Source organism: Paraburkholderia sp. GAS334 (assembly GCF_050436625.1).
Classification (GTDB): domain Bacteria; phylum Pseudomonadota; class Gammaproteobacteria; order Burkholderiales; family Burkholderiaceae; genus Paraburkholderia.
Genome location: NZ_JBNDMO010000022.1, coordinates 71,634 through 96,026 on the forward strand (window position 1 = coordinate 71,634; position 24,393 = coordinate 96,026).

At 63.7% G+C, this 24,393-nt stretch carries 17 protein-coding genes and 1 pseudogene; 9 read left to right on the forward strand and 9 right to left on the reverse strand.

Going from position 1 to position 24,393, the window contains the following annotated elements:
• Positions 1-468 precede the first annotated feature (468 nt).
• Positions 469-1,530 (forward strand): MBL fold metallo-hydrolase, encoded by a 1,062-nt coding sequence (locus P3T21_RS29475; RefSeq protein WP_429259484.1) that lies wholly within the window; start codon positions 469-471, stop codon positions 1,528-1,530.
• A gap of 33 nt (positions 1,531-1,563) precedes the next feature.
• On the opposite strand, the gene P3T21_RS29480 is transcribed toward P3T21_RS29475, so the two are convergent.
• The 6 genes from P3T21_RS29480 to P3T21_RS29505 form a co-directional block, all read right to left on the reverse strand.
• Positions 1,564-2,709: a formylglycine-generating enzyme family protein gene (locus P3T21_RS29480; RefSeq protein ID WP_429259485.1), complete on the reverse strand. Its 1,146-nt coding sequence runs from the start codon at positions 2,707-2,709 to the stop codon at positions 1,564-1,566.
• A gap of 58 nt (positions 2,710-2,767) precedes the next feature.
• Entirely contained in the window at positions 2,768-4,423 is a 1,656-nt protein-coding gene (locus tag P3T21_RS29485) for a sulfatase-like hydrolase/transferase (RefSeq protein ID WP_429259486.1), read from the reverse strand.
• 319 nt (positions 4,424-4,742) lie between these two features.
• On the reverse strand, positions 4,743-5,612 hold the full coding sequence (locus P3T21_RS29490) for an SDR family oxidoreductase (RefSeq protein WP_429259487.1): 870 nt from the start codon (positions 5,610-5,612) through the stop codon (positions 4,743-4,745).
• Between the two features lie 159 nt (positions 5,613-5,771).
• Positions 5,772-6,917 carry an acyl-CoA dehydrogenase family protein gene (locus tag P3T21_RS29495; RefSeq protein ID WP_429259488.1) on the reverse strand — a complete coding sequence of 382 codons (1,146 nt, stop codon included), beginning with the start codon at positions 6,915-6,917 and terminating at the stop codon, positions 5,772-5,774.
• Between the two features lie 33 nt (positions 6,918-6,950).
• Positions 6,951-8,192, reverse strand: a complete 1,242-nt coding sequence (locus tag P3T21_RS29500) for a thiolase family protein (protein WP_429259489.1) — start codon at positions 8,190-8,192, stop codon at positions 6,951-6,953.
• An 87-nt stretch (positions 8,193-8,279) separates the two neighbouring features.
• Positions 8,280-9,050 carry an enoyl-CoA hydratase/isomerase family protein gene (locus tag P3T21_RS29505; RefSeq protein ID WP_429259490.1) on the reverse strand — a complete coding sequence of 257 codons (771 nt, stop codon included), beginning with the start codon at positions 9,048-9,050 and terminating at the stop codon, positions 8,280-8,282.
• Between the two features lie 437 nt (positions 9,051-9,487).
• On the opposite strand from P3T21_RS29505, the gene P3T21_RS29510 reads away from it, so the two are divergent.
• The 4 genes from P3T21_RS29510 (at position 9,488) to P3T21_RS29525 (ending at position 18,056) form a co-directional block, all read left to right on the forward strand.
• On the forward strand, positions 9,488-12,187 hold the full coding sequence (locus tag P3T21_RS29510; RefSeq protein WP_429259491.1) for a LuxR C-terminal-related transcriptional regulator: 2,700 nt from the start codon (positions 9,488-9,490) through the stop codon (positions 12,185-12,187).
• A 147-nt stretch (positions 12,188-12,334) separates the two neighbouring features.
• A complete protein-coding gene (locus P3T21_RS29515; protein WP_429259492.1) occupies positions 12,335-13,447 on the forward strand; it encodes a CaiB/BaiF CoA transferase family protein in 1,113 nt (370 codons plus the stop codon).
• A gap of 121 nt (positions 13,448-13,568) precedes the next feature.
• Entirely contained in the window at positions 13,569-14,714 is a 1,146-nt protein-coding gene (locus tag P3T21_RS29520) for an acyl-CoA dehydrogenase family protein (protein ID WP_429259493.1), read from the forward strand.
• Positions 14,715-15,353: 639 nt separating this feature from the next.
• Positions 15,354-18,056, forward strand: a complete 2,703-nt coding sequence (locus P3T21_RS29525; RefSeq protein WP_429259494.1) for a LuxR C-terminal-related transcriptional regulator — start codon at positions 15,354-15,356, stop codon at positions 18,054-18,056.
• A gap of 102 nt (positions 18,057-18,158) precedes the next feature.
• On the opposite strand, the pseudogene P3T21_RS29530 reads toward P3T21_RS29525, so the two are convergent.
• Both P3T21_RS29530 and P3T21_RS29535 read right to left on the reverse strand, forming a co-directional pair.
• Positions 18,159-18,440, reverse strand: a pseudogene (locus tag P3T21_RS29530) (enoyl-CoA hydratase/isomerase family protein); the annotation flags it as partial.
• A 278-nt stretch (positions 18,441-18,718) separates the two neighbouring features.
• Positions 18,719-19,033 (reverse strand): hypothetical protein, encoded by a 315-nt coding sequence (locus P3T21_RS29535; protein WP_429259508.1) that lies wholly within the window; start codon positions 19,031-19,033, stop codon positions 18,719-18,721.
• Here P3T21_RS29535 and P3T21_RS29540 point away from each other — a divergent pair.
• From P3T21_RS29540 to phaC, 3 genes are read left to right on the forward strand one after another with little or no spacing between them, the layout of a single operon-like run.
• Positions 18,953-19,495 carry a DUF2889 domain-containing protein gene (locus tag P3T21_RS29540; protein ID WP_429259507.1) on the forward strand — a complete coding sequence of 181 codons (543 nt, stop codon included), beginning with the start codon at positions 18,953-18,955 and terminating at the stop codon, positions 19,493-19,495. The genes P3T21_RS29535 and P3T21_RS29540 overlap by 81 nt on opposite strands.
• Complete coding sequence (locus P3T21_RS29545; RefSeq protein ID WP_429259495.1) at positions 19,492-20,142, forward strand: GNAT family N-acetyltransferase; 651 nt, start codon at positions 19,492-19,494, stop codon at positions 20,140-20,142. The genes P3T21_RS29540 and P3T21_RS29545 overlap by 4 nt, the downstream gene beginning before the upstream one ends.
• Entirely contained in the window at positions 20,093-21,817 is a 1,725-nt protein-coding gene (phaC, locus tag P3T21_RS29550; protein WP_429259496.1) for a class I poly(R)-hydroxyalkanoic acid synthase, read from the forward strand. Before P3T21_RS29545 ends, phaC begins: the two co-directional genes overlap by 50 nt.
• A gap of 21 nt (positions 21,818-21,838) precedes the next feature.
• Here phaC and P3T21_RS29555 read toward each other — a convergent pair whose 3' ends face one another.
• Positions 21,839-22,558, reverse strand: coding sequence for a TetR/AcrR family transcriptional regulator (locus P3T21_RS29555; RefSeq protein ID WP_429259497.1), 720 nt, complete (start codon positions 22,556-22,558; stop codon positions 21,839-21,841).
• Between the two features lie 397 nt (positions 22,559-22,955).
• Between P3T21_RS29555 and P3T21_RS29560 the strand changes: the two genes are divergently transcribed.
• The gene (locus P3T21_RS29560) at positions 22,956-24,392 is read left to right on the forward strand and encodes a hypothetical protein (protein ID WP_429259498.1); all 1,437 of its coding nucleotides are present in this window, start codon (positions 22,956-22,958) and stop codon (positions 24,390-24,392) included.
• The last annotated feature ends 1 nt before the right edge of the window (position 24,393 follow it).

Consider the following 24,393-nt stretch of genomic DNA (forward strand, 5'->3'; position numbering starts at 1 on the left):
CCCGCGTGCGCCGGGATCCGGCACAGACTTTTATGTTGTTGTTAGCTACGCATCCACCTGCCAACGCGTTTATCGTTCGACCTCCTCTGAATCCTCGAACGATGTATTGACTATCCGGCGCATCAGCCGGTATCGAGTAGCCAGGTGTCAGGGTGCCAGCACTCCCCTGTCCCCTCCCCTGTAAAAAGGAGGGGGCGGGTTTACTAGATGGCTCGCGAAGGGTCTGGCAGGAGGCAGCCCGCCGTGGCTGAGGATCGCCGCTTCGAGCGCTTTCGCCAGGGGCAACACGTGTGCTCCGTAGAAGTGCGCAGTGGCGATCTCCTCGCAGCACGCCCCACCCCGCTTCGTCCGGACCACGCGGCTGGGCACACGCCTCCCCCCGAAATGAAGGGTGACGTTTTAGCTGCACAGCGATATATGTGTTTGGGTAAAGCACCCAATGGATCGCTACACAAAAGGACAGTAACGATGGCGGACGAAACCAGCAGCACCGCGCGAGGCGGGCTCAACTATCCGTGTGGCGATCCGCCCGCGTGCGGCGAAGCGCGTGAGATCGCACCCGGCCTGAAATGGATACGCATGCCGCTACCCGCTTCGCTGGACCACATCAACCTGTGGGCGATTGAGGACACGGATAGCTACACGCTGATTGACACAGGTGTTTGCAGCGACGAAACAACAGCAGCGTGGAACGCACTGGTAGTCGGGCCGCTCATCGATCGACCGGTGCGACGCGTGCTCGTCACGCACATGCATCCGGACCATGTCGGCATGGCGGGCTGGCTCACACGCAGGTTTGGGTGCCGGTTGTGGATGACGCGGCTCGAATACCTCAATTGCCGCATGCTGGTGGGCGACACGGGCCGCGTCGCGCCGGATGAGGCGATCGACTTTTATCGCCGCGCGGGTTGGGGCGACAGCGCGATCGATACCTATCGGCAGCGCTTCGGCAACTTCGGCAAGATGACTTCGCAACTGCCGGACAGCTACCGGCGCATCGAGGATGGGGAAGTGGTTAGCATCGGCGGCCACCTGTGGGAAGTGGTGATCGGCTCCGGCCATACGCCGGAGCATGCCTGCCTGTATTGCCCCTCGCTGCGGCTCTTCATCTCGGGCGATCAGGTGCTCCCGCGCATCTCCTCCAATGTCTCGGTACACCCAACCGAGCCCGACGCCGACCCGATGGCCGACTGGCTCGCGTCGATCGAAAAGATCCGGCTGCGGGTACCTGACGACGTGCTGGTGCTTCCCGCGCACAACGAACCGTTCTTCGGTCTGCACGCGCGGCTTGAGCGTCTTGCATCCGGCCAGTTGCGTGCGCTCGATCGGCTACACGCGGCGTTGCAAACGCCACAACGCGTGATCGATGTGTTTGGCGCGCTGTTTGCGCGGACGATTTCGCCAACGGGCGGGTCGCTATTGGGACTCGCGACGGGCGAGAGCATCGCCCATCTGAATTACCTCGTTCACCGGGGCAAAGCTTCGGTCGAAGCCGACAGTGACGGCGTGGCGTGGTACAGGGCGCGCTGATACGGCCCCACCTGTGCGCAACCCGCGTCAGCGTCACTGCGGGTTCGTGGCGCGCCTGTCGCGCTCGCGCCTCCACTCGCGCTCATCCATCGCGAGACGAAAGCCGAGATGCGACATGCCGTTCAGCGGATCGGTGCCGCGCCGCGCACTGGTACGGTAGCTCACGCAGTAAGTCTCGCTGCACAGAAACGAACCGCCGCGGGTCACCCGGGCAGGTGCATAGGCGGCCTGCCCGAGCGCCGGATCGAAACTCTTCGAAGGTCCTCTGGGATTGCTGACGACGCGCGCGCTCGCCGCTTCGATGCGAAACGCGTCCGCGCGATACCAGTCGCCGACCCACTGCCAGACATTGCCTGTCATGTCATACAGGCCATAGCCGTTCGGCGCGTACTGGCCCACGGGCGACGTGCCGACCTGAACCTTTTCATGCACGCCACGCACTGTAGTGACCGGAAACGGCCGGGCTGCGTCGTCCCATGTGTTGGCCATTTTCTTGCCGCCCGGTGCGAATTCAGCGCCCCACGCATAGTCGGCCTGTTCGAGACCGCCTCTCGCCGCATATTCCCACTCAGCCTCGGTCGGCAAACGCTTGTGCGCCCATCGAGCGTAGGCTTGCGCGTCCTCATAGGACACCTGCACGACGGGATGATTGTCCTTTCCCGCGATGCGGCTGTCGGGTCCTGTCGGATGCCGCCAGTTCGCACCGGGCACGAACTTCCACCAGCGCGAGTAGTCGTCGAGCGGCACGGGGGCATCGGTTCCCGCAAACACGAGTGCGCCCGGCACAAGCACACTGTCGTCGGGCTTCGGGGTGCCCGGCGGCAACTGCACTGCGAGATCCTCCCAGCGCGGTTTTCGCTCGGCGGTCGTCACGTAGCCGGTCGCGGCGACGAAGCGCGCGAACTCCGCATTGGTGACATCGTAGCGGCCGATCCAGTAACCGCTCAATTTCACGCGGTGGGCTGGCCCCTCATTTGGCAGAGCAAGGCGATGATCGCTTCCCATCGTGAACGCGCCACCGGGAATCCAGATCATGCCGGGTGGACCGTTGACGCCATCGCCTTCGCTAAGCGCAGCGGGCTCCGTGTTGTACTGGAATACTGCAACGGCACTGCCGATCGCGATGGCAGCCAGCGCCACCGCGCCCCAGATCCACTTGCGCCTTGTTGACTGAATCATCTGAAACCTCTATCCGGCCATTGCAACGGCGCCCGCGAGGGCGCCGCTGCATGCCGCCTTACTTCAGGGAGATCTGGTGATGGGGCGGATACTTCTTCAACACCGCCTGATAGCGCTGCAGTTCTCCGAATATCGGAACCGCCGCCGGAATATGCCGGATACTGACCGATTCATCCTCCTGCGGATTGGTATAGAGGTTGAACAGCAGGGCGGTCCATGCCTGCTCGACCGAACCGCTGAAGCCTCCGTTAAAGCCCGCATGCGTGATCGTGTTGGGGGCCTGCGCTTTCATCATGAGTTTGAACTCGTCGATTCGCACCGCCGATATTTCGTCGTTCCAGAAATAGAAGATGCTGCGGCGGTTCGATTGGCCCTTGTCCGCCAGCAGGAACGATGTCTGGTCGATACCATCGATATAGGTCGTAGCCGGCACCAGTTTCGCCAAAGCCGCGCCCGGTTGCCCGGCGAGCGATAGCGACGTATTGAACATGTCGGCAAAATCGAACAGCCCATCTGACTTGCGCGCGGGAATCATGCCCTTCCAGTACACGAAGAACGGGCTGCGTACGCCGCCTTCCCAGGTCGAACCCTTGCCACCACGGAACATGGTCTGGCCGTGCGGCGGGATCTCTTGCTCAGGACCGTTGTCGGAGCCGAAGAAGATGACCGTGTTTTCCAGTTCGTGGTTGGCCTCGAGCGTATCGATCATCTTCTTGAAGATGTCGTTCACTTCGACCACGCAGTCGCCGTAGTTGGTACGCGATGCCGAGCGCCCGCGGTAGTAGTCGTTTGGATAGTTGTCGAAGTGGCACGCACGCGGGGCGTAATACAGGAAGAAGGGCTTGCTCGCCTCCTTCTGCCGGTTCAGAAAGTCGACGGTATAGGCGAGCCACTTCTGGTCGAGATTCCTGATCGTGTCGGTATTGATCTCGTACAGGTTCTCGATCTTGCCTCCCTTCACCGCATGCACGTCGCTCTTGTTGAACGGCAGATTCCTGATTGCGTTGAAGCGCTCCGGGCTCAGCGCGATCTCCGGGTTGTACTGCGGGTCGCGCCATTCCGTGTACATGTCGGACACGGATTCAAAGCCGCGGAAATCGTCGAACCCGACGTTCTGCGGCTGCGAACCTTCGTTTTCACCCATGTGCCATTTGCCGACCGCCTGCGTCGTGTAACCCTGGCGCGACATCAGCTGCGCCAACGTGGTGAGCCCCTCCAGTCCGCCAGGCTGGCCGTACATCGGCGGCACCTGAATGCCGTGGTGCGCCATATTCTGGCCGGTCATGATTGTTGCGCGCGTGGGCGAGCAACTCGGCTCCGAGTAGGCCGAACTTAGAATCAGGCTCTGGTTCGCGATACGGTCTACGTCCGGCGTGTCGTTGCCGAGCGCACCGCCGCCGCCGTTGAAGCCGAAATCGCTATAACCGACATCGTCGAGCAGAAAGATGATGACGTTCGGCCGCTTGCCGGTCTTCCGCTGCAATGCTTCGAGCTTCTGCCGCGCTTCCTGATTCTGGTCGGCATTGTCGATTACGGGCTCCATGTTGTCCGCCAGTTTGGCGGCCCGGCGCGTGAGGTATTGACCCGGCTGGTTATAGCCCGGCATCCCCTGCACCTGGGTCGGCTCTGTAACGGTCGGCGTCGCACTCGAACTGGCCGCGCCGAGTGTCACTCCGAGCGCCACGCAGAGCAAGATCGGCATGATGCGTTTCACAAGACTCCTCCTGTTGTTGTACTGATTTCGATGTGGATGTCGAGACCGCTTACCCGAACGCGTCGGGAGGCAAAGGTGACGCACTGTGTGCCAAAGCGTCGCGAGGCAGCGAGCAGCGCTCGCATCATCGGGGATGAGCACATCTCGAGGCCGCTACTGCGGCGCACCGCCGGCCAGAGCCGTCGAGCCTCAATGGATATGGTCGGCGAGTTCACTCAGCTCCGCCCCCCTAATACCGAGGGGGCGGGTTTACGGCAGGTCCCGGACAATCACATTCACGCCGTTACATCACCGGGCTTGTCGACCCTTCCCGCGCATGTCACTCCTCACGCTTGAGCAGATCCGGCAACGCATCCAGATGAAAGCCCTCGAACGGAGCGTTGTTGCGATGGGGCGGACAGGTCCAGTGACTGCGCGCATTAGGGCCGCCGCCATCGACGCGCAAGCACGTGCCGGTGACAAATGCCGCTGCGGGCGAGAGCAGAAACACGATCGCCGCGGAGACTTCGGCCACGGTGCCGTAGCGTTGCGCCGGTATCGATTTCGTGAAACTGCGGAGGCGTGACGCAGCCTCACCCGTGTAGTGATCGAAGCCGCTGGAAGCAATGAGGCCGGGCGCCACGCTGTTCACCCGGACACCGGATGCCGCCCACTCGGATGCCGCTGTTTCAGTCAGCGAATGCGTGCCGGCGCGAGCCGAGCCCGAATGCGCGAAGCCGGGCAGACCGTTCCACATATCCGCGATCATGTTGACGATGGCGCCGCCGTGCCGCTCCATCCAGCGCACATAAACTTCGCGCATGAAAATGAAACCGCCGGTGAGGTTATTGCGCACCACCGCGTCGAAACCGTGGGTCGAGATGTGCTTGAGTGGCGCGAAGTACTGGCCGCCGGCATTGTTGACGAGGCCGTCGATGCGGCCCTGCGCGGCCAGCACGGCGTCGACTGTCGCGATCACTGCCGCATCGTCACGAATGTCGCACACGTATGAAGACACGCGCCCGCCGTCAACGGCGATTTCGGCCTTTACCTGTTCGAGCTTTGCGGCCTGACGGCCGACGATGGCAACGTGTGCACCGAGCGCCGCCAGCTCATGCGCAGTGCAGCGGCCGATGCCGCTGCCGCCACCCGTCACGATGATGACCTGGCCCGCAAATAGTCCGGAGCGGTAGACGGATTGATAAGGCATGAATGAGCCTCGAAGCGCGAATTGCCCGAGCGCACGAGAACATCATTGTTCCCGTGCGCTCGGCAGACGAACGGCATGCTGTCCGCCCTGCCGCGCCGTCAGCTGCGGGTGCGTTCCCTGTTCGTCACGGCGTGTTCGCACACCCGCCGTGAAGCGGCATCAGACGAACGAACCGACACCCGTCAGCGCCCGCGAGATCATCAGCTTCTGGATCTCTGTCGTGCCATCCGGCACCGGGATCACGATCGCTTCACGCGCGAGGCGCTCGACGTTGAACTCCTTCGTGAGACCGTTGCCGCCGTGCAGCTGCACCGCGTCGCGGCATACCTTGACGGCCGCTTCAGTGGCGAACCACTTCGCCATCGACGACTGTACGTCGCAACGCACGCCCGCATCCATCATTGAGAACGCACGGAAGCACATCAGGCGCGCCGCATCGGTCATGGTCGCCATCTCGGCGATCTTTTCCGCGATCAGCTGATGCCCGGCGATCACCTTGCCGAACTGCTTGCGCTCGGTCGCATAGGCAATCGACTCTTCCAGCGCGGCACGCATCAGACCGACCGACAGCATGCCCACATTGGCGCGCGCCTTTTCGAACGTCTTCATCGTGTTCTTCAGCCCGGAGCCCACCTCGCCCACCACATTGGTGACCGGCACGCGGCAGTCGGAGAGGAAGATCTGCGCAGTGGACTGCGAGTTCAGTGCGATCTTTTCGATGTTGCGCGACTCGTACCCATGTTCCTTGCGATCGACCAGAATGTGCGTCAGTTCCTTCTCGCCAGTGCGCGCCGTGACGACGATCCAGTCCGAGTAGTCGCCGTTTGAAATCCACGTTTTCTCGCCATTGAGAATAAAGTGGTCGCCGTCGCGCCGCGCCGTGACCTTGATGTCGGCCACGTTCGAGCCGACATCCGGCTCGCTGATGCAGAAGCTCGCGAATGCGCGGCCGGCCAGCATGTCCGGCAAATAGCGCTCGCGCAGCGGCGAAGGCAGATCAGCGGCGAGCTGGGTCATCCCCTTGTTGATCATCACGCACAGTCCGATATCGACCGAGACTGTGACGAGCTCTTCGAACAACATCGCCTCGGTGACCATTGAGAGGCCCATGCCTCCGTGCTCTTCCGCGAGCGACGCGCCGGGCAATCCGAACTCGGCGATCGCCATGGTGATTTCGCGCATCTTCTCCTTGAAGATGAAGCGGTCACGAAACTGTTTTGCGATCGGGCGGATTTCGCTGTTCAGGAACTTGCGGAAGCTCTCTACGGCTTCGCGCTGATATTCCGTCTGCATTTCCATATTCATGATTTATCTCTGCTATGACTGTTCGTGCCAGGATCAGACCCGGCCAAGGATGGCGATGTGTTCGGTGGCTTCTTCGACGCGCCACAGACCGCCGCCGTTGCCCTGCACCGCGAAGCGCGCGCCTTCGACCTGACGCGGACCGCAATTGCCGCGCAACTGGTCGACTAGTTCGAAGATCTGGCCGAGGCCAGTCGCGCCGATCGGGTGCCCCTTCGATTCGAGACCGCCCGACGGATTGACCGGGATCGACCCGCCGATCGAGGTCTCGCCGCTCTCGGCGAGAATGCCGCTCATGCCCGGCTCGCGCAGCCCAAGACCTTCGAACAGCATCAGCTCGCCGATCGCCGAGGCGTCATGCAGTTCGGCCACGTCGATTTCGCTCGGGCTGATGCCGGCCTGTTCGAACGCATCCTTCGCCGCGAGCGGCGTGCAGGCGTTTTCGTAGTCGTCGGCTGCGCGCGCGGAACCCGAGCGCATTACGCTCGCCATCACCTTGATCGCGCGGCTGCGATCGAAGCCGTATTTTTTCAACGCCGATTCGGTGCACAGGATCGCCGCAGCGGCGCCATCGGAAATCGGCGAACACATCGGCAGGGTCATCGGGTAGGTAATCGGCGGTGCGGCCAGCACTTCGTCGATGCTCATCGGCTTGCGGTATTGCGAGCGCTCGTTATGCACCGAATGGTTGTGATTCTTCGATGCCACTGCGGCCACCTGGCGCTGCGTGATGCCAAAGCGCGACATGAAACCTCGGCCCAGAGCCGCGTAGACGTCCATGAACGGGCTGTACGGCTTGTCGGACTGCGAGCCCGGCGGCGGCACGACATCTTTGCCCATGTTCGCGAGGTAGTTCTTGTTTTCTTCCAGCGTCTCGATGTCCCACGCCGACTCGAAGCACGAGAACATCTTCGCCTTGTCGTTCGTGTACATCTTTTCCGCGCCAACGGCCAATACCACGTCGGCCGCGCCGGCGCGCAACTGCATGACGCCCAGATTGAACGCCGCGCTCGACGAAGCACACGCGCCTTCGAGGTTGTAGATCGGGATGCCGCCGAAGCCCATCGGCAGCAGCGCGACGTGGCCGCGAATCATGTGCTGGCCGTCGAAGTGTCCTTGCGTCGTGTTGCCGAAGAACGCCGCCTGCACCCACTTGCGGTCGCAGCCCGCATCCTTGAGCGCGTCTTCCACGGCCCACGCAGTCAGCTGCTTGACGCTCTTTTCCATGTGGCGCCCGAAGGGCGTCATGCCGACGCCGACGATGTAGATGTTTTCCATGTTTGCCTCAGATAGTGTCTCGATGTTGCCTGCCGGCCAGCCGGTGCGGCCAGGGCGCTCGCGCGACCCGGCGCCCGTTTCTGCCGCTCAATAACCCTGGAATTCGGGTTTGCGCTTTTCGACAAACGCGCGCAGGCCTTCCTGAATGTCGTACGAGCGCTGATGGTTGCGCAGCTCCAGAACCTCGTGACGCAACGCGTCGGCGAGCGGCTTGTCGGCCGCCTCGTCGGCCACGCGTTTCATCCGGGTGAGCACCAGTGGGCTCTTGGCTGCGAGCTTCTCGCCGATCGCCTGGGCGCGCGCCTGCAATTCGGCATCGGCCACCACTTCGCTCACGAGACCGTAGGTCTTCATGTCTTCGGCCGGCAGCGAATCGCCGGTGAACAGCATGTACTTGGCTACGTTGATGGGCACCTTGCGCGGCAGCAGCGCCGCGCCGCCGCCGCCCGGGAACACGCCGAAATTCGAATGCGCGTCGCCAAAACGCGCGCTTTGCGCGGCGATCACAAAGTCACACGCCATCACGGCTTCAAGGCCGCCGGCCAGCGCAAGGCCGTTGACCGCCGCGATCACCGGCCGCGGAAACGCGCGCAGCGTGTTGAAGAACACCACGATCGCGTCGAGAAAGTCCATCTCGCCCGGCGCGGCAGGCGCGCTTGCCTGCTTGAGGTCGGCACCCGCGGAAAACGCGCGGCCGGTGCCCGTCAACACGACCACACGAACCTGGGGGTCGTCTCGCCACTCGACGAGCTTTGCCGTCATGCGGTCCACCATGCCGCGCTCCAGCGCGTTCATGGCCTCGGGGCGCGCCAGGGTGATCCAGCCTACGGGACCCTTTACTTCAAACGTAACGCTCATGCTGTTCTCCTCGATCCGTGCCATTCTTGTGGCGATGTCAAAAGCTGCGCGACACTGGTGCATCCGATCTGTACGCGGCGGCGCTCGGGCAGACCGCGGGTGTCGCTCGTGCATCGATTGATACGATAAGGATTCGCGCCGATGGATTCCCCTCCATTTGCGGGGGGGATCAACAGGCGCGCAAGGGCCTCCCCTCGCCGGGGCGCAGACGTTCTGGCAGACTTGACGTGCCGATCTTGCGCAAAGGACGTGCTAGCATGCACATGGGACGCCGCCAGCCATGCGGCACGATGGGCGTCCCGCTGTGCGCCATCGCGCCACGTAAGGTGAAACCCGCGCTTTTCCCATATTCCTTCGCCAAACGCTTCCCGGACACGCTTTGCGGCCTCGCCGCACGCGGGCGGCGTGAGGCAGTCGACCCAAGAAAGTCCCGGACAATGCATTTCGACGATCTGCTCGTGCCCGCGAAGCTCGCACCGCCGCGTATCGGCACGCGTCACATACTCCGCAGGCACCTGCTCGACCGGTTGCGCGAAGCGCAACATTGCACGGTGACGCTCGTCACCGGCAGTGCTGGCTTTGGCAAGACCATTCTGCTCGTGCAGTGGCGCCAGGAACTGATGAAGGCGGGCGCCGAAGTCGCCTGGCTTGCACTCACCCAGGACGATCGGCGCGGATCGGTGTTCTGCCACTACCTGCTCGCCGCCTTCCAGCGCCTCGGCATCGATGTCGACGACGACACGCTGGCAGAGAACGATCAGGGCGCGCGCTCGATCGAAAATGTGGTGGCCGCGCTCATCACCGGTGCGCAGGAGATTGCCAGGGACATCTACCTTTTCATCGACGACTACCATCACGTCGAAGACCCGTGGGCGCATCAACTGATGCAAAAGCTGCTGACCCACAGCCCGGGCAATCTGCATATCGTGCTTTCGTCGCGCGTGGCGCCACCGCTGAGCGTCAGCCGCCTGCGCGTGTACGGACAGGTGGTGGAAATAGACTTTTCCGACCTGACGTTCAACCGCGAGGAAACGCACGCGTTTTTCGAGCAGAACCTGAGCACGATGAAGCTCACGGCCGACGAGCTGCGGCTGATTCAGGACATGACCCAGGGGTGGCCGGCAAGCCTGCAACTGATCGCCATCATGTTGCGCAACCGGCCCGCCACACGCGAACAACTGCACGCGTTCCTGTGGCGCTCGGGCGATCTGCAGGCGTATCTCGCCGAAGACGTGATCGCTCAATCTCCACCCGCGTTGATCGCTTTCCTTGAGGCGATCGCGATCTTCCGGCGCTTCAATGCGGATCTTGCGGCGTTCGTGACCGGCGCCGACGATGCGGCCGACCTCCTGCGGCGCGCGGAAGACGACAGCCTGTTGATCCAGCGCATCGATTCGGACGACCGCACGACGTGGTACCGCTTTCATCCGCTGCTTGGCGAGTTCCTCGCCTTGCGGCTCCTGCAGCGCGGCAAGGACGCAGTCGAAGCGCTGCACCGTCGCGGCAGCCAGTGGTTCGCCAGTCACGACCTCCTTGTGGAAGCAGTGCGCCACGCCAATCTGGGTGGGGATGTCGAGTTCGCCGTCAACGCGATCGAGCAGGCCGCGCCAGCCAACTGGAGCCTCAGCTACGTCGGCGCGATGGTACATCTGCTTGAACACCTGCCCCAGGAAGCGCTGGCCGCGCACCCGCGGCTCTTCTTTCTAGGCTGCCTGACCTACGCGCTGACCGCCCGGCCTTCCCAGGCACAACGCTGGCTCGAACTGCTTCGGCGCACCGGGATGGCAAGCCATCCCGCCGCCGAGGTGCACATTGCGCTCGCGGAAGCGGCCATCGCCACGCAGCGTGATGACAATCAGCGTGTCATCGCGCTGCTGGAGCGACCGCAAACCGAGTGGCCAGATAACCGGACGCTGAAATATGTCTATCTCGGCGCGCTGGCGAACGCGTATGTCCGTAGCGACCGCATCAAGGACGCGCAGAAACTGCTCGACGACAATGCGGTGATGGCCGAGGACTACGGCAGCGAGATCGCGCTGCTCGTCGAGGCGACGCTGCCGACCCTCTACCTCGCGCAAGGACGGGTCAACGAGACTGCCCGCATTGGCTCGGCCCTGCTGGAGCAGGCGGAACTGTCGTATGGGCGGCACTCCGTGTGCGCCAGTCTGTGCGCCGCGATGCTGGGCGACGCGTACTACGAACTCGACCGCATCCAGGACGCGCGCGAGGTGCTCGCCAACCGCGCCCGCATCCTGCGCTCGTCGTGGCCGGAGGTCATGATTCAGGCCTCCCTGTGCCATGCCCGGCTCGATCGCCTGCAACAGGATCCGGCATCGGCGCTCGCCTTTCTCGATGCGCAGACGGCGCACTTCCACAGTCTGGCTCTCGCAAGGCCAATGGGATACATGCTCGCGGAGCAGGCGCGCATGCTGCTCGCCGACGGCGACCACGTCAGCGCTGACGGCGTAGTCGCGAGGCTCGGCGCGCTCGGCGATGCGCATCGCGGCGCCAGCTTCCATGCGGAACTGGTGGCGGTGGCAGCACTTGCCCGCGCGCGGCTTGCGCTAGCGAACTTCGACGCCACCCGGGCCCTGCATGCGCTCGACGAAGTGCGGGCATTCGCGCGCTCGTTCGGGCGCGAGCGGCTGCTCGTGCAGGCCAATCTGCTGACCGCGGCAAGCTTCGACACGCTCGAGCAGCGGGACGCTGCGCGCCAATGCCTGATCGACGCGGTGCGCGCGGGCGCGGAACTCGGGCTGATACGGACCTTCCTCGACGAGGGTGCACGGATCGCCCCGCTGCTCGCCACCGTGCGTGGCGAGCCCGCGCTCGGCACGCAGGCCGTGCGCTATCTCGCCGCGATGCTCGACAAACTCGGCGCATCGAGCGTGGCGCCCGTGCGCGTCACGCCGCCGGGCGCGGCCGCGCAGGCCGCGCAACGCGTGAACCTGACGCCACGCGAACTCGAAATCCTGTTGTTGATCTCGCAGGCGATGTCGAACAAGCGCATCGCGCTGACGCTCAACATCACGGTCGGCACCACCAAGTGGAACGTGCGCAATATCCTCACGAAGCTCGGCGTGTCGACACGCTACGACGCGATGACGTGGGCACGCGAGCACGGCTTCATCCAGTAAGCGCGATCGCGCGCACCTGTCCGGAATAGGGGTACCGCCGCAACCTGCCACGGCTGCTAGCGCGGCGCGCCCCTGCCTGCACGAGGGGGTGCGCGGCGGCATCGGGCTGTCTATCATGAGACACACTCAAACTCAGCGAGACGAACGATGGCGTCGAACAAGCAAGGGCCGCTCGCCGGCATCCGCGTGCTGGAAATCGCGGGCATTGGCCCTGGACCGTTCTGCGGGATGTTGCTCGCTGATCTGGGCGCGGACGTGGTGGTGGTCGATCGTGTCACGGCGGACGCCGGGAGTATCGACGTGGGCGACAACGACATTGCGAATCGCGGCAAGCGCTCGGTCGCGGTCGATCTCAAGACGGCCGAAGGCGTGCAGGCGGTGCTGCAACTGGTCGAACACTGCGATGCGCTGATCGAGGGCATGCGCCCCGGTGTGATGGAGCGCCTCGGGCTCGGCCCCGACGTTTGTCTGAAGCGCAACCCGCGTCTCGTCTACGGCCGCATGACCGGGTGGGGCCAAAGCGGGCCGCTCGCGCATGCGGCCGGACACGATCTGAACTACATCGCGCTGTCGGGTGCGCTCTGGTACTCGGGCCAGCCGGGCGAACCGCCCGTCACGCCGCCCAGCCTCGTCGGCGACGTGGGCGGTGGCGCAATGTATCTCGCCGTCGGCCTGCTAGCCGGCATCATGAGCGCGCGGGCGACCGGCCAGGGGCAGGTCGTGGACGCCGCCATCGTGGACGGCAGCGCCCACATGATGACGCTGCTGCTGACACTGCAGGCATCCGGCAAGATGACGCCCGCACGCGGACAAAGCCTGCTCGATGGCCCGCACTGGTACAACACCTACCGTTGCGCCGACGGCGGCTTCATCTCGGTGGGTTCGCTCGAACCGAAATTCTATCGGCAACTGCGCGAGAAGTTAGGCCTCGCCGACGATCCCGCCTTCGACAATGCCTACGATCCGCGCACCTGGCCGGCGCTGCGCGAGCGCTTCGCCGTCCTGTTCGCGAGCCGCAACCGGGACGAATGGTGTGCACTGCTCGAAGGCACCGACGCGTGCTTCGCGCCGGTACTGAGCCCCGACGAAGCGGCCGTGCATCCGCATATGAAGGCCCGCGCCATCTATACGCAGAACGGCGGCCTGTTGCAGGCCAACCCGGCGCCCCGCTTCTCCGCCACGCCGGCCGGCCGTCCCGGCGCCATTCCCCAGCGCGGTGAACACACCGAAGCGGTTCTGAAGGACTGGCAGGTGCGTTAAAGCTGCCCCGCTTCCTCCGGCGCGGCACAGGGCCTGTCGATCCGCGCGTCCAGCGCGCGGATGCAGGCGCCCACCCATGCGCGCGCCCCGCTAACCAGCCATCGATATCACCAGGACACTCATGACCGACCTATCCACAGCCTTCCTGACGGAACAACAGATTCTGATCCGCGATTCCGCCCGGCGCGTCGCCACCGAAATCATCGCCCCGACCGCCGCGCAACGCGACGTTGAGTCGGCGTGGCCGCGCAGCGAACTGAAGGCGATGGCCGAACTGGGCTTTCTCGGCATGCTGATTCCGGAGGAATACGGCGGCACCGGCGCCGGCGTGCTGGACTTCTGCCTCGCCCAGCACGAATTCGCAGCCGTCGACGCAGGCCTCGCGACCATCGTGCACGTGCATAACTTCACCGCGATGACCCTCGCCGAAAATGGCACCGAGGAGCAGAAGCAACGCTATTTGCCGGCGATGGCGCGCGGCGAATCGATCGGCGCCTTTCTGCTCACCGAACCGCACGCCGGCTCCGATACCGCCGCGCTACGCACATCGGCACGCCGTGACGGCGATCACTACGTGCTGAACGGGACCAAGCAGTTCATTTCGAACGGCAGTGAAGCGGGTGTCGGCATCGCGTTTGCGATCACGGACAAGTCGGCGGGAAAACGTGGCGCGACTACCTTCATCGTCGATCCGAAGCAGCCTGGATATTGCGTGACGCGCGTTGAGTGCAAGCTCGGTCAGCATACCGCGCATACCGCCCAGATCGCGCTGGAAGACTGCCGCGTCTCTGCCGAAAACCGTCTCGGCGCAGAGGGAGACGGCTATCGCACAGTCATGGGCGGGCTCGCCGACGGCCGCATCGGCATCGCATTCATCGCCGCAGGCGCCGCTCGCGGCGCACTGGAGGCCGCGATCAGATACGCCGGCGAGCGCGAAGCGTACGGCGCGCCTGTTGCGAAACTCCAGGGCGTCGCGTTCGATCTTGCCGATATGGCTACGCAGGTCGACGTCGCGTACCAGTACTGCCTCCATGCCGCGAGGCTTCGCGATACCGGTGTCAATTGCATGAAAGAGTCGTCGATCGCAAAGCTGTTTGCCAGCGAAATCGCCGAGAAGGTCTGCTCGGATGCGCTCCAGATTCATGGCGGTTACGGCTACCTCGCCGACTTCCCGGTCGAGCGCTATCTGCGCGACGTGCGAGTCTGCAAGATCTACGAAGGCACGAGCCATATCCAGAAGTTGATCATCTCGCGCAATCTGACCTGAGACACCGGCGCCGTCCTCGCGCGCCGGGACCTCATGCGCAAGCCGTAACGCAAGGCAAGGCGCCGGAGGTCGCCACGTGTTGAACGCCGGCGGCGTCACCGGCAAACCGAATCGCGATAGCCTGCTCCAAAGCGGTCAACCTCGAGGTCTGTCTTTACGCTGCCGCCGCGGTGCAGTTTCGGCGCATCGCGGCAACCCGGAACGGCGTACCCGGGCTGGCGAATACGCTGGCCATCGAAACCTCAACATCACAACGCACCCCCGCGCCCAGTGGGGCGTGCTAAATGCCCGCCGACATCACCTTGACGTGAACTCCCGCAGATGCGGACCTCGTCATCGATTTCGCCAGATCCCGCTCTTCTGCCACGGACCGATGGTCACCGCACCGCCATACGTGTGGCGGCACGGATAATCCCGTCGCTGGACCGTTCGAAACGGACGCAGCGCCGGGCGCCGCACGCTGGATCTTCCCCGGAAAATTGGCGACTTCCCACCCTTGACGCGTCGATGCCGGTAAGCTAGTTTTCCGCAGATTCATTTGCCAGCCCTCATTCGAGGGGGGATGTACACTCGCAGAACACGGATGGTCGAGGGTTGCCTTCCTCGCGCGCCCATCCTGCGCATCGACTAGGTGACGATTTGACCACGCCCTTCACCAGACACCTGGTTTCCACCAAGTTTTCTCCGCCACGCATCGGCGCGAAGCATGTGCAGCGCACTGGCCTGCTCACGCAGCTGGACCGTATCCATCAGTGCAGGCTCGCTCTTGTCACCGGCAGCGCGGGGTACGGCAAGACCACGCTACTCGCGCAATGGCGGCAATCCTGCCTGAAAGCGGGCGCGGAGGTGGCCTGGCTGTCGCTGTCCCCCGACGACGATGGCTACGCCGCCTTTTGCACGGCGCTTTTCGCCGCACTGCAACGCGTTGGCATTGCCGTCGCGATCGATATGTCGCCGGAAGACACGAGTGCCGCGTCCATGGATGCAGCGGTCTCCGCGATAGTCGACGGCGCGGCGGCGCTGGCGGGCGACGTCTACCTTATCCTCGACGACTACCACGTGATAGAAGCGCCGCCGGCGCACAAGCTGACGCAAAAGCTGCTCGATCATGGGCCAGGCAATCTGCATCTGGTGATCGCTTCGCGCGTCACGCCACCGCTGAGCCTGAGCCGCCTGCGGGTAATGGATCAAATCGTCGAGCTGGACAGCGCAGAGCTGCCGTTCAACCCCGCCGAAACACGGGTCTTCCTGGATGAAAACCTCGGGCCGGCCAAGCTCAACGCAGATGAACTGAGCCTGATTCACGACCTGACGAACGGCTGGCCGTCATGTCTCCAGCTGATCGTGATCATGCTGAAGAACCGTCCGGATACACGCGTGATGCTGACGCATCTCGTGTGGCGCTCCAGCGACCTGCAAACCTATCTGAGCGAGGAGGTCATGGCGAATCTGCCGCCCGAACTCGCCGCGTTTGCCGAGGCCGCGTCGATCTTTCGCCGCTTCAACGCCCCGCTGGCCGAAGCCGTTACCGGCCAGCCGCACACCGCCAGTCTGCTGAAGCAGATGGAAGACGAAAACCTGCTGATCACTCGCGTCGATTCGGACGACCGGTCGGTCTGGTATCGCTTCCACCCGCTGTTCGGCGAATTTCTGGCGACGCGGCTCGAGCGCCGCGGTTCCGCGGCCGTGCGCGAGCTGCACAGGCGCGGCAGCCAATGGTTCGCCGCCAACGGGTTTCTGGCCGATGCGATACGTCATGCGAGCCTCGGCGACGACCTGGAATTCGCCACCGCAGTGATCGAGCGCGCCGCGCCCGCCACGTGGAGCCTTGAATATCTGAGTCCGACGTTGCATCTTCTGGATCGTCTGCCGGAAGAGACGCTCTTCAAGCATCAGAGACTGTTGTTTCTCGCCTGCCTGACGATCGCGCTGACCGCTCGCCCCGGCAAGGCGGAGGCGTGGCTCGCCCACCTTCAGGCGAGCGGTACCCCGGCGCACCCGGACATGACCGACAGCCTGCCGGTGATCCAGGCAGCGATCGCTGTGCAGCGCGACGACATGCAACGCGTGATCGAGTTGCTGGAACCGCATCGCGATGCGGCGATGGAAAACCCGTTTTTGCACTACGTGCTGCTCGCCGAACTGGCATCGGCCTACAGTGCCGCTGGGCAGTACACGAAAGCGAGGCGGCTGCTCGAAGCTCATCCGATCCCGCTGGCGGACCGCGACAATGACATGGCACTTGTCGCGGAATCGACGGCCATCGAGCGGCTGATGCTCGCAGGCGAAGTGCGCGAGGCGGAGCGCGTGGGTTCGCTGTTGCTGGCGCGCTCGGCGAAGGCGCTGGGACACCGCTCGATCAGTGCGAACCTGTGCGCGGGCGGGCTCGCGGACGCGTATTACGAACTGGACCGGATCGACGACGCCCGCGAGACGATCGCCAATCGGCGCGGCCTGTTGCAGTCGTCGGTGCCGGAGATCATGATCCGCGCATCGCTGTGCCGGGCGCGCCTCGACCTGCTCCAGGAAAGCCCTGACCTTGCGCTGTCGTTTTTGCAGCAGCAGGCCGCGCATATGCGCAGCCTCGGCCAGGAGCGCGCGTTCGCGCATTTGCTGGCCGAACAGGCCAACGTGCTGCTGATCAAGGGCCAACGGGCGCGTGCCACCGAGGTGTCGGCGTCACTCGACGAACTGGCACGCAACCACCCGAACGAAGCGGGCTTTCGCGCGGAATTTCCGGCCCTCGCAGCGCTGGCGCGAGCCCGCGTCCTGCTCCCCGAAGACCCTGTTCGGGCATTGCAGGCGCTCGACATCGTGCGCAGCCATGCGCGGGCCTTTGGCCGGGGCAGGCTGCTTGCGCTCGTCGACGTACTGCGCGGCGCCGCGCTCGACGACATGAAGCGGTCCGAGGATGCCATCGCTTCGATGACCGCCGCTGTCGAAGCGGCCCATCGGCTTGGCCTCGTGCGCACGCTCGTCGACGAAGGCGCGCTGGCGGGCAGGCAACTCTCACGGCTCGTACGGGAGAAAAGGCTGCCAGGGCAAATCGCCCAGTACGCCGAAACGCTGCTTGAGAAATTCTCCGATACCGCGCCGGCCGACCCCGCTGCCCGCACGTCCCGCGGTTCCAACGCAGCGAAGACCCAGGCCGTTCTGACGCAGCGCGAGATAGAGATACTGGCCCTTGTCGCCCAGGCGATGTCGAACAAGCGGATCGCACTCACACTCAATATCACGCTTGAAACGGTGAAGTGGAATCTGCGCAACATCTTCTCGAAGCTAGGCGTATCGAGCCGGTATGACGCCATGGTCTGGGCGCGCAAGCAGGATCTGATTCGCTAGCGGGCGCCGCAGGCGGCGAGCGTGGTGTGGGCAACTCGCGCCTGTTCGACCCAAACCCGTGGGCTCATCCGTCGAAGCCGTCACGCGGCGATCTGGGTTTCATGCCGCAACGACCGGTATGGGCGACGCTTCAACGGTGTCGATCACCGTTTGCAGGCCCGGTTCCTGGAACGCTTTCGGCGTACCGAATTCATGGATATCCGCGCCGCCCGAAAAGACGCTGCCCGCGCCAGTGATCACAATCGCCGTGACTGCCGCATCGTCCAGCGCACGTGTCATTCCTTCGATCATGCCCAGCCCGGTGCCATGACCGAGTCCGTTGACGGGAGGATTGTCGAGCGTGATGACGGCAACGCCTTCATGGACCTGATACTGCGCTGTCATGCTGGTTCTTTTGATGTCTTGAGTGTGTCCGGAATCGGGCGGTATGGCTTCGTCCGTTTTGCGATGCACACGCGTACGGCGCTTCGCAATTGAGATCCGGACAGATGATAGGCAGGGGTCGGGCCGCTTTCCCCCTCCCTTTCCAGGGGGCGGCCGGTGCCTCGACGTCAGGGGGCACTCCGCCGCCGCCCCCCTCCAAAGGGAGGGCGGCACGGCGCGAAACAGCGCCTATCCTGATGCTGGTCTGCAATCACGCAAGGCGCAGCAATGAAGCCGCTTCAGGACGGGCTAGCCGTGATCACCGGCGCTGCATCGCGCAGCGCAAATCCGCCGATCCGTTCGAGCGGATGCCGCGCGTACGCGGGAACCGGGTCAAGGCTCTGCGCGGCTGGCGCAAGCGTCTTCAGCTTCCACAGATAACCGACATGAACTTGACCGCTGCCGCGCGCACACTGCTTCATACCCGCCACGTCGTCTGCCACGCCCATCTGCGCGCCGACGGGCTCATCGACATAGAAGGCGAGGTGCGGGATATCACGCCTGACGGAACCGATCTGCTCTTCAAGACCGTGCCCGGCGGCGCGGCGATTCACGATATACGCGTCGTCATGACACTGGACCGCGGCCTGGTGGTGCAAAGCGTCACGGCGCGGATGCTTGAGACCCCCACGCGTTACTGTCCGGAAATCGAGCGTGCGTATTCCGCGTTGACCGGCCTGCAGGTCGGACCAGGCTGGCGGCAGCAGGTCAAGGCCCACGTCGGCGGCGTACGCGGATGCACGCATGTGACCGAGCTGATACTCGGCCCGATGGCCACGACCGCGATGCAGGCCCGTTTCGCGATTCAGCGCGCGCAACCCGAATGGCGCGAGCGGTTCGACGGCGACGCACCGTTGCCACGGCCGGCCATGCTCGACACCTGCCACAGCTACCGTAGCGATGGCGACGCGGCGAAAATTTTCTGGCCGGAACATCGGCGGCCGGAAATCCAGCCATCCAGCCGCTTGAGTGCCGACGTGCGACACGGGCCAGACAGCGGGAAAGAAGGCTCATGAAAGTGCCCGAACCGGACAACGCTGGAGTCCACACGGACGTACGCGATGCCCGAACGCCAGAGGGAGGATGCGCCGCACCGCATATCCAGGCATTGACGGCGCATGCACGCCTCGCCCTGCTCGCGCACTTTCTCGCGCTCAACGACGAAGACCGCCGGCTCCGCTTCAATCAGCCGACTCGCGACCGGACGATAGGGCACTACGTCGACAGCATCGATTTCGATCGCGATGCGGTGTTTGGCGTCTGCGCGAGTCCGCTTTCGCTTGACGGTGTCGGCCATCTGGTGAGATTGCACGATGACGCCGACCCGCACGCGGCCGAGTTTGGCGTCTCCGTATCGGAAGGCGTAAGAGGACACGGCATTGGTACCGCACTCCTGCAGCGCGCCGTCGCTCACGCCTGCGGCATGCGGGTCAAGACGCTGCGGCTGCGTTTTCTGTCGCATAACGCCGCCATGATGCGGATCGCGAGAAACGCCGGCATGACGATCCAGTGCGCGTTCGGCGAAGCCGACGCCTGGCTCGCCGTGCCACCGCCGGACAACCCGGCCACCATCGCACTCGAGAGCCATTGCACCGGACCCGGAGGAGACCCACATGGCATCCCATTTCAATCTCGTACAACAATGGCAGCGGGTTTGTGTTGAATCTGCGCAGGCCTGGACCCAGGCGCTGGGTTACGCACGCGAGACAACGATCGAAGACGCACCTTCGAACGCAGAAGCATCGCCGCTTGCAGAAGCCAGTGCTCGCTATTGGGACCAGCAAATCGCGCTCTGGCGTGGATTTCTGGTAACGGACGCGGCCGGCGCCAGCGCGACATTTCCCGTCACCCCACCCGAGCCGGACGACCGCCGCTTCGCTGGCGAAGACTGGACCCGCAACGCGTCATACAGTGCACTCAAGCAGTCTTATCTGGTCAACTCGCGTCTGCTTGCCGCGATGGTCGATGCCGCGGAGCTCGACGACAAGGCCCGGCGCACTCTGCGATTTTTTGCGCGTCAGTTCATCGATGCCATGAGTCCCGCAAATTTCGCAGCGACCAATCCCGAGGTTGCACGAATTGCGCTTGAATCGCACGGTGAGAGCCTGCGGGCCGGCCTTGCGAACCTGCTACAAGACCTGGCCCGTGGCCAGATTGCGATCACCGACGAAAGCGCGTTCGAGGTGGGCCGCAACGTGGCAATAAGCGAAGGCGCCGTGGTGTTCGAGTGCGCGTTGATGCAGGTGATCCAGTACGCGCCGCTTACTGCAACAGTCGCAGCGCGGCCGCTAGTCATCGTGCCGCCGTGCGTGAACAAGTTCTATATTCTCGATCTTCAGCCGGAGAACTCGTTTGTCCGCTACGCGTGCGAACAGGGCCACACCGTGTTCCTGATTTCATGGCGCAACCCGGACGACAGCATGCGGGATACGACGTGGGACGATTATCTCCAGCACGGGGTGATGAAGGCGATCGAGATCGCGTTGGCCATCACAGGCGCGGACAAGGTCAATGCTCTTGGCTGGTGCGTGGGTGGCACGATGCTCGCGTCGGCGTTGGCGATCCTGCGCGCACGCGGAGACGAAACGGTGGCGAGCCTGACCTTGCTCACGACATTGCTCGATTTCGATGAGCCTGGCGATCTGGGTGCGTACATCAACGAGGCTGGCGTCGAACAGTGCGAAGCGTCGATTGGCCGAGGCGGCCTTTATCCGGGCAAGGCACTTGCATTCGTGTTCCAGACACTACGCGTGAACGATCTCCTGTGGCCGTATGTGGTCAACAACTATTTGAAGGGCCAAACGCCGGACGCATTCGATCTCCTCTACTGGAACGCCGATGCCACCAACCTCCCCGGACCGATGTATGCGTGGCTGCTGCGTCACACGTACCTCGAGAACAATCTGCGCGTACCGGGCAAGCTCACAATGTGCGGCCAACCGGTGGACCTCGGCGCGATCGACGTGCCGGGTTACGTGCTCGCGACGCAACTGGACCATATCGTTCCGTGGCAATCCGCGTGGCGCACCACGCAACTACTTGGCGGCGAACCGCAATTCGTGCTGGCCGCAAGCGGCCATATCGCCGGAGTCATTAACCCGCCTTCGGCCAACAGACGCAGTTACTGGAGCACAGGCAAGCGCGCCGCAAAGGCCAAAGACCCGGACGCGTGGTTCGCGGCCGCGAAATCGGAACCGGGAAGCTGGTGGACACACTGGAGCCAATGGGTACGACGACATGGTGGCGAACCGGTATCGGCCCCCTCGCGCCTGGGGAGTGACGCGTATGTGCCGCTTGAGCCGGCGCCGGGACGCTATGTGAGCGTGCGCTGCGTATAAGGCAGCAGGAACCGGGCGGCGTCACACGGCCGTCCCGGCCTCGCTCCTGCATCCTGCACACGCCGCGCCGGTCAACAATGCGTGCACCATGCGTGCGATCAACACAGGCGTGTCCGGATCGACGAGGTATGCCGGTCGTTCGAGCACCATCGCCCGTGGCAATGCAAGCAAGGTCTGGAACACCAGAAACTCTGCCTGCTCCAGGTTCTGCACGCGGATCTCGCTGGCGAAGCGTTTCATCAGGGCAGGCGTGGCGACCGCGCACCACAACTGCTTCGTTTTGACCATATCGAGCCGCACCAGCTCGTCAAAGTGGGTGGCGCGCACACTGTAAGCCGGATCGAACCGCATTTCCTTCTGGTGGACGGCAAGGCCCACTCTCAGCGTGAGCAGAATGCCGTCGAACAGCGTCGCATCAGGCGGCAGCGCAGCGATGCCGGCCAGTAACGCGGCGCGCCGCTCCGCCCGGAAATCATCGAAGATGACCGCGATCAGGGCTTCCATTGTCGGGAAATATTCGTAGATCGAACTAATCGCGACGCCCGCCGTTTCCGCGAGGCGCAGCGCGGTCAGCGCGTCGCGCCCTTCCTTCTCCAGTATCTGCCGGCCGGTTTGTCTGAGCGCCGCGACGAGAGCAATCGAACGCGCCTGGCGGGGTGCCTTGCGCGGCCGCGCCGGCAGTTCGACGTGCAAGACCCGGTCACTGTCGGCGTTTTGCGCGGCGTGCGTCGAATTGACCATGACATCCTCCTTTCGCATGTGGCAGCGGTCCATTTGCCATTTGCATGGCTGACCGGATGGCCAACTGTAGCGGCGCAGACGCAAACGCTCTCCTCTCATTCGTAGGGGGCGGGTTAGCACGCGTTGACAGACGTCGCCGTGTTCGCATCGTCGGATGCCGCGCCACGTGCACTGGCCGAAAACACAGAAGCGGCCGCCGAATGGCTCGTCGCCACCGCATTTTTTTCTTTCTATTCAATGCGTTGCAGGCGTCGCCCGGACAACCGAATCCGGAACGAAAGACGGCGATTGCCTCCCTATACTGGCCTCGCGGTCTGTATCTGGCCGAGCGAGCACGCATGCCCGCCGCGCACCGGCGTCGGCGCCAGTCCCTTACCCATCAGTAGCGAGTCTGACGATGTCCTCTGCGGAAACCCCGATCGAACACAAAGCCCAACTGTTGCTAAGCGACCCAGCCGCATTGGCCAACTATTCGCACAAAACCTGGAGTCATCTGCCTCGGGCCGAGGTCGATGCAATGCAGTTAGTCGGATTGAAACAACGCTTCGCCGCGTTTCGCGACCGCATCCCGATGCTGAAGAAGCTCGCCGATGCGCAAGGCGTGCACAAGGTCGAGCAGTTCGAAGACGTGGTGCCACTTCTGTTCGAGCACACCATGTACAAGTCTTATCCGCCTTCGCTGCTGGAGAAACACAACTTTACCCAGATCAACAGGTGGCTCGGCAAGCTGGTCATTCCTGAAATCGCCGAACAGGTGGTTGCGGCCGACGTCAGCGCATGCCGGGGCCTCGACGACTGGTTCGCGACGATGGACAAAGCGGTGCCGGCACTGAAACTCAGCCACACGTCGGGCACGTCGGGCACGGTGTCGTTTCTGCCGCATAGCGTGCGTGAGTACGAAAAGGTCCTCACCGTGAACAAAATGTTCGTCTGGAACATGACGGGGCCGGACACACCGCAGCCGGAATTACACACGGCATTCCCGTATTTTCGCTCGGGCTTCCTGAGCCACCTGCGCGCCAACGACTTCATCGTGCAGGTGCTGCTGCCAGACGAAGCGCATTTCCGCGCCGCATATCCAGCCCGTCTGAGCAGCGATGTCCTGCATCTCGGCGCGAAAGTGCGCGCCGCACACGCGCGAGGCACGCTGGATCGCCTCGAAATCAGCCCCGAACTGATGGCCAAGAAGAAAGCGTTCGAGCAGCTTCAGGCCGACATGCCGAAGCACCTCGAGACGTTCTTCGAGCGCATCGCGCAGGAACTCAGCGGCAAGCGTGTGTTCATCTACGCAACATGGAACCTGCTGCACAACATGGCGAAGGCCGGCCTCGCGCGTGGTCTGGAAGGCGTGTTCGCCGCCAACTCACATATCAGCACTTCCGGCGGCGCAAAGGGCATGGTCCAGCCTGAAGGCTGGGTGGAGGACATCCTGCGGTTCACGGGGGCGAAAGCACTGCATGAGTCGTATGCGATGTCGGAAGTACTCGGCGCACACCGGCGATGCGAACACGGTCATTACCACCTGGCCCCGACCGTGATTCCCTACCTGCTCGATCCGGAGACCAGCAAACCACTGCCGCGTACCGGCCGCGTAACCGGACGCGCCGCCTTTTACGATCTGAACACCGAAACGCGCTGGGGCGGCTTCATTTCCGGTGACGAGATCACCATCGAATGGGACAAGCCCTGCGCGTGCGGCCGGCCGAGCCGGTATGTTGTCGGCCCGATCCAGCGCTACAGCGAAAAGAACGGCGGTGATGACAAGATCACTTGCGCGGCCAGCGAAAGCGCGCACCGCGAAGCAATGGATTTCCTCAACACGCTCGAAGGCTGAT